The 14,966-nt window shown below is 67.6% G+C and carries 12 protein-coding genes; 7 read left to right on the forward strand and 5 right to left on the reverse strand.

The features are described 5' to 3' along the window. Window positions 1–80 precede the first annotated feature (80 nt). The 5 genes from ABTY98_RS15275 to rpmH are packed head-to-tail and all read right to left on the reverse strand — an operon-like array spanning window position 81 to window position 2,800. Window positions 81–590, reverse strand: coding sequence for a Jag family protein (locus tag ABTY98_RS15275; RefSeq protein ID WP_352221384.1), 510 nt, complete (start codon window positions 588–590; stop codon window positions 81–83). Between the two features lie 15 nt (window positions 591–605). Continuing rightward, the gene (gene yidC, locus ABTY98_RS15280; RefSeq protein ID WP_352221385.1) at window positions 606–1,904 is read right to left on the reverse strand and encodes a membrane protein insertase YidC; all 1,299 of its coding nucleotides are present in this window, start codon (window positions 1,902–1,904) and stop codon (window positions 606–608) included. A 3-nt stretch (window positions 1,905–1,907) separates the two neighbouring features. After that, the gene (gene yidD / locus ABTY98_RS15285) at window positions 1,908–2,273 is read right to left on the reverse strand and encodes a membrane protein insertion efficiency factor YidD (protein WP_352221386.1); all 366 of its coding nucleotides are present in this window, start codon (window positions 2,271–2,273) and stop codon (window positions 1,908–1,910) included. Continuing rightward, window positions 2,270–2,641, reverse strand: coding sequence for a ribonuclease P protein component (rnpA, locus tag ABTY98_RS15290; RefSeq protein ID WP_352221387.1), 372 nt, complete (start codon window positions 2,639–2,641; stop codon window positions 2,270–2,272). Before rnpA ends, yidD begins: the two co-directional genes overlap by 4 nt. Before the next feature lie 21 nt (window positions 2,642–2,662). Then, window positions 2,663–2,800 carry a 50S ribosomal protein L34 gene (rpmH, locus tag ABTY98_RS15295; RefSeq protein WP_005482975.1) on the reverse strand — a complete coding sequence of 46 codons (138 nt, stop codon included), beginning with the start codon at window positions 2,798–2,800 and terminating at the stop codon, window positions 2,663–2,665. Window positions 2,801–3,174: 374 nt separating this feature from the next. On the opposite strand from rpmH, the gene dnaA reads away from it, so the two are divergent. From dnaA to gyrA, 7 genes are all read left to right on the forward strand, one after another. Next, window positions 3,175–5,106 carry a chromosomal replication initiator protein DnaA gene (gene dnaA, locus ABTY98_RS15300; RefSeq protein ID WP_352221388.1) on the forward strand — a complete coding sequence of 644 codons (1,932 nt, stop codon included), beginning with the start codon at window positions 3,175–3,177 and terminating at the stop codon, window positions 5,104–5,106. A gap of 903 nt (window positions 5,107–6,009) precedes the next feature. After that, on the forward strand, window positions 6,010–7,140 hold the full coding sequence (dnaN, locus tag ABTY98_RS15305) for a DNA polymerase III subunit beta (RefSeq protein ID WP_352221389.1): 1,131 nt from the start codon (window positions 6,010–6,012) through the stop codon (window positions 7,138–7,140). A 177-nt stretch (window positions 7,141–7,317) separates the two neighbouring features. After that, window positions 7,318–8,193, forward strand: a complete 876-nt coding sequence (gnd, locus tag ABTY98_RS15310) for a phosphogluconate dehydrogenase (NAD(+)-dependent, decarboxylating) (RefSeq protein WP_352221390.1) — start codon at window positions 7,318–7,320, stop codon at window positions 8,191–8,193. A gap of 29 nt (window positions 8,194–8,222) precedes the next feature. Continuing rightward, window positions 8,223–9,344, forward strand: a complete 1,122-nt coding sequence (gene recF, locus ABTY98_RS15315) for a DNA replication/repair protein RecF (protein ID WP_352221391.1) — start codon at window positions 8,223–8,225, stop codon at window positions 9,342–9,344. Continuing rightward, window positions 9,341–9,868: a DciA family protein gene (locus ABTY98_RS15320; RefSeq protein WP_352221392.1), complete on the forward strand. Its 528-nt coding sequence runs from the start codon at window positions 9,341–9,343 to the stop codon at window positions 9,866–9,868. Before recF ends, ABTY98_RS15320 begins: the two co-directional genes overlap by 4 nt. Before the next feature lie 374 nt (window positions 9,869–10,242). Further along, window positions 10,243–12,306, forward strand: a complete 2,064-nt coding sequence (gene gyrB, locus ABTY98_RS15325) for a DNA topoisomerase (ATP-hydrolyzing) subunit B (RefSeq protein WP_352221393.1) — start codon at window positions 10,243–10,245, stop codon at window positions 12,304–12,306. A gap of 42 nt (window positions 12,307–12,348) precedes the next feature. Next, on the forward strand, window positions 12,349–14,952 hold the full coding sequence (gene gyrA, locus ABTY98_RS15330) for a DNA gyrase subunit A (RefSeq protein ID WP_352221394.1): 2,604 nt from the start codon (window positions 12,349–12,351) through the stop codon (window positions 14,950–14,952). The last annotated feature ends 14 nt before the right edge of the window (window positions 14,953–14,966 follow it).

The raw sequence follows: 14,966 nt of genomic DNA on the forward strand, positions 1-14,966 counted from the left end.
ACCGGCCACCAGAACTACCAGGCTGACAAAATTCGGCCCCGCCTGCTCAACAGACGGGGCCGGTGAATCGGGGAGACCGATCAGGCGGGCAGCACGACGACGAACCGCTGCGGCTCCTCGCCCTCCGACTCGCTGCGCAGTCCGGCGGACTTGACCACGTCATGCACGACCTTGCGCTCGAACGGGCTCATCGGCTTGAGCTTCACGGGCTCGCCGGTGCTCTTCACCTCGGCCGCGGCCTTGGCACCCAGCTCGGAGAGCTCAGCGCGCTTCTTGGCACGGTAGCCCGCGATGTCGAGCATCAGCCGGCTGCGGTCACCGGTCTCCCGGTGCACGGCCAGGCGGGTCAGCTCCTGGAGCGCCTCCAGCACCTCGCCGTCACGGCCGACCAGCTTCTGCAGGTCGCGGCCGCCCGCGTCGCTGATGATCGACACGGCGGCGCGGTCGGCCTCGACATCCATATCGATGTCGCCGTCGAGGTCGGCAATGTCCAGCAGACCCTCGAGGTAGTCCGCCGCGATCTCGCCCTCCTGCTCCAGGCGGGTCAGGGTGTCTGCACCCTCGGCAGCGGAGGTGGTGCCTTCCGTCACGGGATGGGCTCCTTCTTACTTCTTGGACGGGGACTTGGGGCGCTGCGGACCGCCCTTGCGCTGACCGGACTGGGCCCTGCTGCGGCCGTTGGAACCGGCCTTCGGGGGCTGCTGGGCGGCGGTCGGCTTGGCGTCCTGCGGCTCGTCGGACTTCTCCAGCGAGGTCGTCGGCTCGGAGGAGTCCGCCTTCTCGGCAGAGGCCGTCGTCGGCTCGCCCTTCGTGGCCCCGGACTGACGCTGGGCCTTGGTCTGACGCTTGGGCTGCTGACGCTTGGCGGCGGCGGTGGCCGTGACGCCGTCCTCGGTCTGCGCGACGGCCTGAGCCTCGCCCTTCGCCACGGTGCCGTCGGCCTGGGCCGCGAGGCCCGCCTTCGTCAGCGCGTTGATGAACTTGCGCTCGAACTCGTTACGGTCCCGGCCCTTGGCGACGATCGCCTTGATGATGGTGCGCTCGCTGCGCTTGCGGGTCTTGCCGTGGTGCGTGACGTGCTTGGTCAGGCGCTCCAGGTAAGCGGCCTGGGCCTTGGAACCCGGCGTCGGGTTGTTGCGGATGACGTACATCTGCTGGCCCATGGTCCACACGTTGGTGGTCAGCCAGTAGACGAGGACACCGACCGGAAAGTTGATGCCGAAGACGGCGAACATGACCGGGAAGACGTACATCAGCATCTTCTGCTGCTGCATGAACGGCGTCTTCACCGTGGTGTCGACGTTCTTCGTCATCAGCTGGCGCTGCGTGTAGAACTGCGACGCCGACATCAGGACGATCATGATCGCGGTGACGACCCGGACGTCGGCGAGGGAGGCACCGAGCGCCTCCACCTTCGACGAGCCGTCGGTGAACTTCGCGGCGAGCGGCGCACCGAAGATGTGCGCCTTACGCGCGCTGGCGAGCAGCGAGTCGTTGATGACGCCGATCGTCGAGCCCGTCGCGATGCCGTTGAGCACGTGGTACAGGGCGAAGAAGAACGGCGACTGCGCGAGGATGGGAAGGCACGAGGAGAGCGGGTTGGTACCCGACTCCTTGTACAGCTTCATCATCTCTTCGGACTGACGCTGCTTGTCGTTCTTGTAGCGCTCCTGGATCTTCTTCATCTCGGGCTGCAGCGTCTGCATGGCCCGGGTCGCCTTGATCTGCTTCACAAAGAGCGGGATCAGGCAGATGCGGATCAGGATCACCAGAGACACGATGGACAAGCCCCAGGCCCAGCCCGTGTCGGGACCGAAGATCTTCCCGTACACCGAGTGGAACTGGACGATGACCCATGAAACGGGTGTCGTGATGAAGCTGAAAAGGCTGGCAATCGTGTCCACTAATCATGCTCCTTGGGCATGGGACGAAGTCTCTGCGGCCGGGCTCGAAGGAAGCTCGGAAGAGAGCTTCTCCCCGGTGGCCGGTTCGGCGGCGGAGGGCCCGCCCTTGCGTGCACGCCAGGCGTCACGCAGCATTTCGTGCCACCGCGGTCGCTTACGCGGAGGAACATGATCCACACCGCCGAGCGACCACGGGTTGCACCGCAGGATGCGCCAGGCGGTGAGTGCCGTCCCCTTGATCGCACCGTGCCGGTCGATGGCTGTGTAGCCGTAATGGGAGCACGACGGGTAGTACTTGCACACCGGCCCCAGCAGTGGACTGATCGTCCACTGGTACAGCTTGATCAGTGCCAGCAGTGGGTACTTCATCGCGCGCCCCCTCCCAGTAGCCGTTCGATGGCGGCGTCCAGGTCTCGGGCCAGCTGTGCATGGTCGGCGTCGCCCGCTCCGGGCAGCGCTCGTACGACTACCAGGCTACCGGGGGGGAACAGGGCGACTCGGTCACGCATCAGGTGACGCAGTCTCCGCTTGACCTTGTTGCGCACGACCGCGCCACCCACTGCTTTGCTCACGACGAAACCCGCACGCGTCGGGGGAGCGCTCTCCCCAGGCGCGTGCGGGTCCGTGGCACCGCTACGAAGGTGGACGACGAGGGACGGGCGACCGGCCCGGCGACCCCGTCGTACCGCGGTCGCGAAGTCCTCGCGCCGCCTCAGCCGATGCTCGGTAGGCAGCACGACGTCATGACCTGATCGGAATCAGGCGGACAGGCTGGCGCGACCCTTGCTGCGGCGGTTCGCCAGAATCGCGCGGCCGGCACGGGTGCGCATCCGCAGGCGGAAGCCGTGGGTCTTGGCGCGACGACGGTTGTTCGGCTGGAAGGTGCGCTTGCTCACTCGGGGGCTCCAGAAATAAGTCAGTAGTTGCGGGGTGCCGTCTTGGCTGTCACCGTGCGCCCACGAGTAGCTCGCGTCACGCCCGAGTGCACCGCTTCCCGATCACCTTCAGCGATCTGTGCCCATCGGAGGCAGGCGGCAGCAGCCATCGACAACTCGACCTGGTTACGGTACGCGGGGCTACGCCATTCGGTCAAACCAGCAGTGACGGAGAGACACTATCCACAGGCTGGGGACAACAACTTGAACCGCACCCGCCACGCTGACTACCGTGGCTGAACTCCGATTCGTTCCTTTATCCCCGCCCGACCCGATATTCATCCCGACCCGTCCTCGAACCACACGTTCGTGGGACCTGTGAGAGAGCGTGCCCTGTGGCTGACGTACCTGCCGATCTTGCCGCAGTGTGGCCACGAGTACTGGAGCAGCTCCTCGGTGAGGGCCGCGGTCAGGGTGTGGAGGGCAAGGACGAACACTGGATCCGACGCTGCCAGCCGCTCGCGCTGGTCGCGGACACCGCCCTGCTCGCCGTACCGAACGAATTTGCGAAGAACGTACTGGAGGGCCGTCTCGCACCGATCGTCAGCGAGACGCTGAGCCGTGAGTGCGGACGCCCGATCCGGATCGCGATCACCGTGGACGAGTCCGCGGGCGAACCCCCCGCCCCGCCGACGCCCCCCGTGCAGCCACAGCGTTACGAAGAGCCCGAGCTCCCCTCGTCACAGTACGACGGCGGATACGGCCGACATCGCGCCGACCGTCCGCCCGAGCAGGGCGGTCGCGACCAACTGCCGCCCCCGCGCGCCGATCAGCTCCCCACCGCCCGCCCGACCTACCCCTCCGAGTACCAGCGCCCCGAACCCGGCGCCTGGCCGCGCCCGGGACAGGACGAGTACAGCTGGCAGCAGCCACGGCTCGGCTTCCCCGAGCGCGATCCCTATGCCTCGCCGTCCCAGGACGCCTACCGCTCGGACGGTTACGGCGACTCCTACTCCCAGGAGTACCGGCCCCAGCAGCCGATGGACCGGCCGTCGTACGAGCAGCAGCGCGCGGAGTACGAACCACCGCGACCCGACTACGACCGGTCCGAGTACGACCGTTCCGACTACGACCAGCGGGACCCCGGCCGCCGCGAGATGCCCGAGCCCCCCGGCGGGCCGGGCCAGGGCCGCCGGGGCGGTCCGGGACGCCCGGACCTGCCGAACATGCCATCCACCGGCGCACCCGGAGCGCTGGGCGCCAAGCCCGCACCCGCACCGGGCCCCGGCGAACCGACCGCCCGCCTGAACCCCAAATACCTCTTCGACACGTTCGTCATCGGCGCCTCCAACCGCTTCGCGCACGCGGCCGCGGTCGCCGTCGCCGAGGCACCCGCGAAGGCGTACAACCCCCTCTTCATCTACGGGGAGTCGGGGCTCGGCAAGACGCACCTGCTGCACGCGATCGGGCACTACGCGCGGAGCCTCTACCCGGGCACCCGGGTGCGCTATGTGAGCTCGGAGGAGTTCACCAACGAGTTCATCAACTCGATCCGCGACGGCAAGGGCGACAGCTTCCGCAAGCGCTACCGCGAGATGGACATCCTGCTCGTCGACGACATCCAGTTCCTCGCGGACAAGGAGTCGACGCAGGAGGAGTTCTTCCACACCTTCAACACGCTCCACAACGCGAACAAGCAGATCGTGCTCTCCAGCGACCGGCCGCCCAAGCAGCTGGTCACCCTTGAGGACCGGCTGCGGAACCGTTTCGAGTGGGGCCTGATCACCGACGTCCAGCCGCCGGAACTGGAGACGCGCATCGCGATCCTCCGCAAGAAGGCGGTGCAGGAGCAGCTGAACGCCCCGCCGGAGGTGCTGGAGTTCATCGCCTCCCGCATCTCCCGGAACATCCGGGAGCTGGAGGGCGCGCTGATCCGGGTGACGGCGTTCGCGTCACTCAACCGGCAGCCGGTGGACCTGGGGCTGACGGAGATCGTCCTCAAGGACCTGATCCCCGGGGGCCAGGACTCGACGCCGGAGATCAGCGCGTCGGCGATCATGGCGGCGACCGCGGACTACTTCGGCCTCACGGTCGAGGACCTCTGCGGCAGCTCGCGCGGCCGGCAGCTGGTCACGGCGCGGCAGATCGCCATGTATCTGTGCCGTGAGCTCACGGACCTGTCGCTGCCGAAGATCGGGGCGCAGTTCGGCAACCGGGACCATACGACGGTCATGCACGCCGACCGGAAGATCCGCGCGTTGATGGCGGAGCGGCGATCGATCTACAACCAGGTGACCGAGCTGACGAACCGGATCAAGAACGGGTAGCGGTACGACGCGACGGTCCAGGCGCCCTCGGGAGAGATCCCGGGGGCGCCTTTTGGCGTTCAGGGACGGTTCGGAGCGTGGGCCGCTGCCCTCACGGCGTCAGAAGGAAACGTCCCCGCTGTTCGAATACCGGGCCGGTTACGGCCGTCCTCCACAGATTTGCCGACTTTCTTGCGTCCACACCCTGGGGACTGGGAAGTTGTCCCGAACGTCGTCCACAGGCGGGCGGTTGAAAGCGCATCAGGGCAGCTCAGAGGCCTGTGGAATCGTGGACGACCGATCTCCACAGACTGTGGACGAGGAAGGCATCCACAGGCTGTGCATGAAGTTGTCCACCGGTAGCCCACAGGCTGAGGGGTGGTTGTCCCCAGCGATCCCCAGCTTCTCCACACGGCTGTCCACTGTTCGGCAACGTGACGCGCCTGCTCACCGTGTCGAGTGAAAGCCGTCACACAAAGCTGCCGGGTTGGCCTGTGGGAAAGGTGGGTAAAGCTGGGGACGGCGCTGGGGAGAAGTCCCCTCAGGCTGTGCACGGCGTGTGCAGAACTTTCTGTTCTCCACAGAGACACCTAGTTGTCCACCGGTCGTACCCACAGGGGCAGTGGACAAAATCTGGCCGTTGAGCTGGGCAAACGGGGTTATCCACGGTATCCACAGCCCCTACTACTACTGACAACTAGAGAGAGCTGGGAATCCGTTTCGAAGAGGGCCCTGTGCACAACTCGCTCTTCGGCCTCTGACCGCGCCTCGTCACGACTTGACCCCGAGAGGCGCCAGCTGTCAGTGCGGTGCGTCAGACTGGTCCCCGGTGTTCTGCCCCTCCCCGGGGCTCACGACACCGAGTCAGACGACGAAGGCGCAGCAGGGCGAGAAGCCCCGGCAACAGCAGGAGGCGGGCTTACGGTGAAGATCCGGGTGGAACGCGACGTACTCGCGGAGGCAGTGGCCTGGGCGGCTCGCAGCCTCCCGGCCCGTCCGCCGGCGCCGGTCCTCGCCGGCCTGCTGCTGAAGGCCGAGGACGGCCAGCTGAGCCTGTCCAGCTTCGACTACGAGGTCTCCGCGCGGGTCAGCGTCGAGACCGAGGTCGAGGAGGAGGGCACGGTCCTGGTCTCGGGCCGGCTGCTCGCCGACATCTGCCGTGCCCTGCCCAACCGGCCGGTGGAGATTTCCACAGACGGTGTACGGGCCACGGTGGTCTGTGGATCGTCCCGGTTCACGCTGCACACCCTGCCGGTGGAGGAGTACCCCTCCCTGCCGCAGATGCCGAACGCGACGGGCACGGTCCCCGGCGAGGTCTTCGCCTCCGCCGTCTCCCAGGTGGCCATCGCCGCCGGACGCGACGACACCCTGCCGGTGCTGACCGGTGTGCGCATCGAGATCGAGGGCGACACGGTCACCCTGGCCTCCACCGACCGCTACCGCTTCGCGGTCCGTGAGTTCCTGTGGAAGCCGGAGAACCCCGAGGCGTCGGCGGTGGCCCTGGTGCCCGCCAAGACGCTCCTGGACACCGCCAAGGCCCTCACGAGCGGCGACAGCGTGATCCTGGCGCTGTCCGGCTCGGGCGCCGGCGAGGGGCTCATCGGTTTCGAGGGCGCGGGTCGGCGGACCACCACGCGGCTGCTCGAGGGCGACCTGCCGAAGTACCGCTCGCTGTTCCCGACGGAGTTCAACTCCGTCGCCGTGATCGAGACCGCCCCCTTCGTCGAGGCCGTCAAGCGTGTGGCTCTGGTGGCCGAGCGGAACACCCCGGTGCGGCTCAGCTTCGAGCAGGGCGTGCTGATCCTGGAAGCCGGCTCCAGCGACGACGCACAGGCTGTGGAAAGGGTGGACGCGCAGCTGGAGGGCGACGACGTCTCGATCGCCTTCAACCCGACCTTCCTGCTCGACGGTCTGAGCGCGATCGACTCGCCGGTCGCCCAGCTGTCGTTCACGACGTCCACGAAGCCGGCGCTGCTGAGCGGCAAGCCTGCGATCGACGCTGAGGCCGACGAGGCGTACAAGTACCTGATCATGCCGGTGCGGCTGAGCGGCTGACGTTGTCCACAGCTGTGCACAGTGCCGCCGCTTTCCTGTGGGTGGCCGGCGCTGTGCCCGGGCGGGTTTCTCCAGGTGAGTGGCTATGCCCACAACTGTGCGCAAAGGGTCGCGATTAGGCTCGGACGCGGCACGAAAGTGCCTCTCCTGCCACACCGCAACCTAAGGAACCAACTGATGGAGCTCGGTCTCGTCGGCCTCGGCAAGATGGGCGGCAACATGCGCGAGCGGATCCGCCGCGCGGGCCACACCGTCGTCGGATACGACCGCAACCCGGACCTCGCCGATGTCCACAGCCTGGAAGAGCTTGTGGGCAAGCTCAGCGGGCCCCGTGTGGTGTGGGTGATGGTCCCGGCCGGGGCGCCGACCCAGTCCACCGTCGACGAGCTGGCCGAGCTGCTGGAGCCCGGTGACGTGGTCGTCGACGGCGGCAACTCCCGCTGGACGGACGATGAGAAGCACGCCGAGGAGCTGGCCGCCAAGGGCATCGGTTTCGTCGACTGCGGAGTCTCCGGCGGTGTCTGGGGCCTGGAGAACGGCTATGCGCTGATGTACGGCGGCGACGCCGAGCATGTCGAGAAGGTGCGGCCGGTCTTCGACGCGCTGAAGCCCGAGGGCGACTTCGGTTCGGTGCACGCCGGCAAGGTCGGCGCGGGCCACTTCGCGAAGATGGTCCACAACGGCATCGAGTACGCGATGATGCAGGCCTACGCTGAGGGCTGGGAGCTCCTGGAGAAGGTCGACTCCGTCACGGATGTGCGCGAGGTCTTCCGCTCCTGGCAGGAGGGCACCGTCATCCGCTCCTGGCTGCTGGACCTCGCGGTGAACGCCCTCGACGGGGACGAGCACCTCGACCAGCTGAAGGGTTGGGCACAGGACTCCGGTGAGGGCCGGTGGACGGTGGAGGCCGCGATAGACAACGCGGTGCCGCTGCCCGCGATCACCGCCTCGCTGTTCGCGCGGTTCGCCTCCCGGCAGGAGGACTCGCCGCAGATGAAGATGATCGCCGCGCTGCGCAACCAGTTCGGCGGCCATGCCGTAGAGACGAAGTAGCAGGTCACGGGGAGGTCGGCGCAACAACCATGCACGTCACGCATCTGTCGCTGGCCGACTTCCGCTCCTACGCCCGGGTCGAGGTCCCGCTCGATCCGGGCGTCACCGCCTTCGTCGGCCCCAACGGCCAGGGCAAGACCAACCTCGTCGAGGCCGTCGGTTATCTCGCCACCCTCGGCAGCCACCGGGTCGCCTCCGACGCCCCCCTGGTCCGGATGGGCGCCGAGCGGGCGATCATCCGGGCGCAGGTCCGGCAGGGCGACCGGCAGCAACTGGTCGAGCTGGAGCTCAACCCGGGCAAGGCCAACCGCGCCCGCATCAACAGGTCCTCGCAGGTCAGGCCGCGGGATGTGCTGGGCATCGTACGGACGGTGCTGTTCGCGCCGGAGGATCTCGCGCTGGTGAAGGGCGACCCGGGTGAGCGGCGGCGGTTCCTGGACGAGCTGATCACCGCGCGGTCGCCGCGGATGGCCGGTGTGCGGTCCGACTACGAGCGTGTCCTCAAGCAGCGGAACACCCTGTTGAAATCCGCGGCTCTCGCTCGGCGGCACGGCGGCCGTTCGATGGATTTGTCGACGCTGGACGTGTGGGACCAGCACCTCGCGCAGGTGGGCGCGGAGCTGCTCGCCCAGCGGCTCGACCTGGTCGCCGCGATCCAGCCGCTCGCCGACAAGGCGTACGAGCAGCTGGCGCCGGGCGGGGGCCCGATCGCGCTGGAGTACAAGCCGTCGGCGCCCGGCGAAGCCCACACCCGCGAGGATCTGTACGCCCAGCTGATGGCGGCCCTGGCGGACGCCCGTAAGCAGGAGATCGAGCGCGGTGTCACGCTGGTCGGCCCGCACCGCGACGATCTGGTCCTCAAGCTCGGCCAGCTGCCCGCCAAGGGGTACGCCTCGCACGGCGAGTCCTGGTCGTTCGCTCTGGCGCTGCGTCTCGCGTCGTACGACCTGCTGCGGGCCGAGGGCAATGAGCCGGTGCTGGTGCTCGACGACGTGTTCGCCGAGCTGGACGCGCGGCGCCGGGAGCGGCTGGCGGAGCTGGTCGCGCCCGGGGAGCAGGTGCTGGTCACCGCCGCGGTGGACGACGACGTACCGCACCTCCTCGCCGGTGCGCGGTACGCGGTGGCGGACGGGGTGGTGGAGCGCGTATGAGCACCGACGGACCCGCCCCGAAGAAGGAACCTTCCGGTGTCGATCTGGCGCGTGTGGCGCTCAGGGCGGCGAAGGAGGCGGCACGCGCGCGTGGCGACGCGGCGCAGCAGCGGAAGCAGGCGCGGCGTGGTGGTCTGCGCTCCGGCGCGCGCGCCGACGGCCGCGACCCGATGGCGCTGGGCTCGGCGATCAACCGGTTGATCACCGAGCGCGGCTGGGAGACGCCGGCCGCGGTTGGCGGGGTGATGGGTCGCTGGCCGCAGATCGTCGGCGAGGACCTCGCCAAGCACTGTGTGCCGCAGCGGTACGACGAGGACGAGCGGGTGCTGGTCGTGCAGTGCGACTCCACGGCCTGGGCGACCCAGCTGCGTCATCTCTCGCCCGCGCTGGTCGCACGCCTGAACGAGGACCTGGGGCATGGCACCGTACGGATGATCAAGGTGCTCAATCCCGGCGGTCCGCCCCGGCGCTACGGCCCGCTGCGCGCCCCCGGGAGCACCGGTCCCGGCGATACCTACGGGTGACTTACGTCACGCCATGAGCCGAGTGTGGAGCCGTCGTACGGCCCGCTCGGCTGATCGTCGTACAACCACACGCGGTTGCGAATCGCGATCCGACCCCGGAGTAGCCAAGGGTTGACGGCCCGAAGCGCTGAGTGCCTCCGTGAGCCTCTTGGAGCCCCCATCCGCATATCGGGAGTCGGCGGAGGCAGGTTCAGGGCGGCACATGCGGACTCAGGTACCGGCAAACCCCCATCACTGTCGGCGCTACCGGTAGACTGGAAGACAATCCCGCCCCGAACGTGGGGACCGCCCGGGAAAAGCTGAGCAACGCTGATCAAGGCTTACCAACGCAACATGCCGCAGCCGCTCCGGCAACCCGCCGACGAGCCTGGCTCGTGCTGTGCCAGAAAGGGCGCTTCGTGGCCGATTCCGGCAACCCCAACGAGAACATCCCGTCCATCGACGCCGGCGCGAACGGTGAGGTCACCGCCTCCTACGACGCCAGCGCCATCACCGTGCTCGAAGGGCTGGACGCGGTCCGCAAGCGACCCGGTATGTACATCGGCTCCACCGGCGAGCGCGGTCTGCACCACCTTGTGTACGAGGTCGTGGACAACTCCGTCGACGAGGCTCTGGCGGGCTACGCGGACACCATCGACGTGACGATCCTCGCCGACGGCGGCGTGCGAGTCGTCGACAACGGCCGCGGCATCCCCGTCGGCATCGTGGCATCCGAGGGTAAGCCGGCCGTCGAGGTCGTGCTGACCGTCCTGCACGCGGGCGGCAAGTTCGGCGGCGGCGGTTACGCCGTCTCCGGCGGTCTGCACGGTGTGGGTGTCTCCGTCGTGAACGCGCTGTCGTCCAAGGTGTCCGTCGAGATCAAGACCGACGGTCACCGCTGGACACAGGACTACAAGCTGGGTGTCCCGACGGCTCCGCTCGTCAAGCACGAGGAGACGAGCGAGACCGGCACCTCGGTCACGTTCTGGGCGGACCCGGACATCTTCGAGACCACCGAGTACTCCTTCGAGACGCTCTCGAGGCGTTTCCAGGAGATGGCCTTCCTCAACAAGGGCCTGACGATCCGGCTCACCGACGAGCGCGAGTCGGCGAAGGCGGTGGCCGGGGCGGACGAGGCGGGTGCCGACGAGAAGGCCGAGGTCAAGACCGTCACGTACCACTACGAGGGCGGCATCGTCGACTTCGTGAAGTACCTCAACTCCCGCAAGGGAGACGTGGTGCACCCCACGATCATCGACCTGGAGGCCGAGGACAAGGACAAGAGCCTGTCCCTCGAGGTCGCCATGCAGTGGAACAGCGGCTACAGCGAGGGTGTGTACTCGTTCGCCAACATCATCCACACGCATGAGGGCGGTACCCACGAGGAGGGCTTCCGCGCGGCGCTGACCTCGCTGATCAACAAGTACGCGCGTGACAAGAAGCTGCTCCGCGAGAAGGACGACAACCTCACCGGTGACGACATCCGTGAGGGTCTGACCGCGATCATCTCGCTCAAGCTGAGCGAGCCGCAGTTCGAGGGTCAGACAAAGACCAAGCTGGGCAACACGGAGGCCAAGACCTTCGTGCAGAGGGCGGTCTACGAGCACCTGAACGACTGGCTGGACCGCAACCCGGTCGAGGCGGCGGACATCATCCGCAAGGGCATCCAGGCGGCCACGGCGCGCGTGGCGGCCCGCAAGGCCCGGGATCTCACTCGGCGCAAGGGTCTCCTTGAGTCGGCGTCGCTGCCGGGCAAGCTCTCCGACTGCCAGTCGAACGACCCCACCAAGTGCGAGATCTTCATCGTCGAGGGTGACTCCGCCGGCGGTTCGGCCAAGTCCGGCCGTAACCCGCAGTACCAGGCGATCCTCCCGATCCGCGGCAAGATCCTCAACGTGGAGAAGGCGCGGATCGACAAGATTCTGCAGAACCAGGAGATCCAGGCGCTGATCTCGGCGTTCGGCACCGGTGTGCACGAGGACTTCGACATCTCGAGGCTCCGCTATCACAAGATCATCCTGATGGCGGACGCCGACGTCGACGGCCAGCACATCAGCACGCTGCTGCTGACCTTCCTGTTCCGCTTCATGCGGCCGCTGGTCGAGGCCGGGCATGTGTACCTCTCCCGCCCGCCGCTGTACAAGATCAAGTGGGGCCGGGACGACACGGAGTACGCGTACTCGGACCGTGAGCGCGACGCGCTGCTCGAGATGGGGCGGCAGCGCGGCAAGCGCGTCCGCGAGGACTCGATCCAGCGCTTCAAGGGTCTCGGCGAGATGAACGCCGAGGAGCTGCGCATCACGACCATGGACCAGGAGCACCGCGTCCTCGGTCAGGTCACCCTCGATGACGCCGCCCAGGCCGACGACCTGTTCTCGGTCCTGATGGGCGAGGACGTCGAGGCCCGCCGCGCGTTCATCCAGCGCAACGCCAAGGACGTCCGCTTCCTCGACATCTGAGTCGGTCTCAGCTGACCGCACAGGGAAGGATCTTCACCAGCAATGGCCGACGAGAACACTCCCGTCACCCCTGAAGAGGGCGGCGAACTCGCGATGCGTGTCGAGCCCGTGGGGCTCGAGACGGAGATGCAGCGCTCGTACCTGGACTACGCGATGTCCGTCATCGTGTCCCGTGCGCTGCCCGATGTCCGGGACGGTCTCAAGCCCGTCCACCGCCGCGTCCTGTACGCCATGTACGACGGCGGCTACCGCCCCGAGCGCGGCTTCTACAAGTGCGCCCGCGTCGTCGGTGATGTCATGGGCAACTACCACCCGCACGGCGACTCCTCGATCTACGACGCCCTGGTGCGCCTCGCCCAGCCGTGGTCGATGCGGATGCCGCTGGTGGACTCCAACGGCAACTTCGGCTCCCCGGGCAACGACCCGGCGGCCGCCATGCGGTACACCGAGTGCAAGCTGGCGCCGCTGTCGATGGAGATGGTCCGCGACATCGACGAGGAGACCGTCGACTTCACGGACAACTACGACGGCCGCTCCCAGGAGCCGACCGTTCTGCCCGCCCGCTTCCCGAACCTGCTGATCAACGGCTCGGCCGGGATCGCGGTCGGCATGGCGACCAACATCCCGCCGCACAACCTGCGCGAGGTCGCGGCCGGCGCTCAGTGGTACCTGGAGAACCCGGAGGCCTCGCACGAGGAGCTCCTGGACGCGCTGATCGAGCGGATCAAGGGCCCGGACTTCCCGACCGGTGCGCTCGTCGTGGGCCGCAAGGGCATCGAGGAGGCGTACCGCACGGGCCGCGGTTCGATCACCATGCGGGCGGTCGTCGAGGTCGAGGAGATCCAGAACCGCCAGTGCCTGGTGGTCACGGAACTGCCGTACCAGACCAACCCCGACAACCTGGCGCAGAAGATCGCCGACCTGGTGAAGGACGGCAAGGTCGGCGGCATCGCGGACGTCCGGGACGAGACCTCGTCGCGTACCGGTCAGCGCCTGGTGATCGTGCTGAAGCGCGACGCGGTCGCCAAGGTCGTCCTGAACAACCTCTACAAGCACACCGACCTGCAGTCGAACTTCGGCGCCAACATGCTGGCGCTGGTCGACGGCGTGCCGCGCACCCTCTCCCTCGACGCGTTCATCCGGCACTGGGTGACGCACCAGATCGAGGTCATCGTCCGCCGTACGCGCTTCAGGCTGCGCAAGGCCGAGGAGCGGGCGCACATCCTGCGTGGTCTGCTGAAGGCGCTGGACGCGATCGACGAGGTCATCGCGCTGATCCGGGCCAGTGACACGGTCGAGATCGCGCGTACGGGCCTGATGGGGCTCCTGGAGATCGATGAGATCCAGGCCAACGCCATCCTCGAGATGCAGCTGCGCCGACTGGCCGCCCTGGAGCGTCAGAAGATCATCCAGGAGCACGACGAGCTCCAGGCGAAGATCACCGAGTACAACGCGATCCTGGCCTCGCCGGTCCGCCAGCGCGGCATCGTCAGCGAGGAACTGGCCGCGATCGTCGAGAAGTACGGCGACGACCGTAAGACCATGCTGGTGCCCTACGACGGTGACATGTCCATCGAGGACCTGATCGCCGAGGAGGACATCGTCGTCACGGTCACGCGCGGCGGGTACGTCAAGCGGACCAAGACGGACGACTACCGGGCGCAGAAGCGCGGCGGGAAGGGCGTACGCGGGGCGAAGCTGAAGGAAGACGACATCGTCGACCACTTCTTCGTCTCCACCACGCACCACTGGCTGCTGTTCTTCACCAACAAGGGCCGGGTCTACCGGGCGAAGGCGTACGAGCTGCCGGACGCGGGGCGTGACGCGCGCGGTCAGCACGTGGCGAACCTGCTGGCCTTCCAGCCGGACGAGGCGATCGCCGAGATCCTCGCCATCCGCGACTACAACGCGGCGCCCTACCTGGTGCTCGCCACCAAAGCCGGTCTGGTCAAGAAGACGCCTCTGAAGGATTACGATTCGCCCCGTTCCGGCGGCGTCATCGCGATCAACCTGCGGGAGCGTGAGGACGGTTCCGACGACGAACTGATCGGAGCGGAACTGGTCTCGGCGGACGATGATCTGCTTCTGATCAGCAAGAAGGCACAGTCGATCAGGTTCACCGCCTCCGACGACACTCTGCGCCCGATGGGCCGGGCCACCTCCGGTGTCAAGGGCATGAGTTTCCGCGAGAGCGATGAACTTCTGTCGATGAATGTTGTTCGACCCGGTACGTTCGTGTTCACTGCCACCGACGGGGGGTACGCGAAGCGGACCCGTGTCGACGAGTACCGCGTCCAGGGCCGTGGCGGCCTCGGCATCAAGGCCGCCAAGATCGTGGAGGACCGCGGTTCGCTCGTCGGCGCGCTGATCGTCGAGGAGAACGACGAGATCCTCGCCATCACCCTGTCCGGCGGTGTGATTCGTACGCGAGTCAGCGGGGTCAGGGAGACGGGCCGTGACACCATGGGCGTCCAACTGATCAACCTGGGCAAGCGCGATGCCGTGGTCGGCATCGCACGCAACGCCGAGGCCGGCAGCGAGGCGGAGGAAGTCGACGGTGAGGACACCGTCGACGAGACCGCCGAGACCGCCGAGGGTCTCGAGACCAGCGGTACGGACGAGGGTGAGGCGCCCTCGGCCGAGTAGCACGAGGAGAGAGT

The sequence above is a fragment of the Streptomyces sp. NPDC096040 genome (genome assembly GCF_040303265.1).
GTDB lineage: Bacteria > Actinomycetota > Actinomycetes > Streptomycetales > Streptomycetaceae > Streptomyces.

What these genes read in the sequence shown, in the direction of transcription:
- gnd (WP_352221390.1), top strand. Translation starts at nt 7,318, where the DNA reads ATGGAGCTCGGTCTCGTCGGCCTCGGCAAGATGGGCGGCAACATGCGC.
- recF (WP_352221391.1), top strand. Translation starts at nt 8,223, where the DNA reads ATGCACGTCACGCATCTGTCGCTGGCCGACTTCCGCTCCTACGCCCGG.
- gyrA (WP_352221394.1), top strand. Translation starts at nt 12,349, where the DNA reads ATGGCCGACGAGAACACTCCCGTCACCCCTGAAGAGGGCGGCGAACTC.
- yidD (WP_352221386.1), bottom strand. Translation starts at nt 2,273, where the DNA reads ATGAAGTACCCACTGCTGGCACTGATCAAGCTGTACCAGTGGACGATC.
- ABTY98_RS15320 (WP_352221392.1), top strand. Translation starts at nt 9,341, where the DNA reads ATGAGCACCGACGGACCCGCCCCGAAGAAGGAACCTTCCGGTGTCGAT.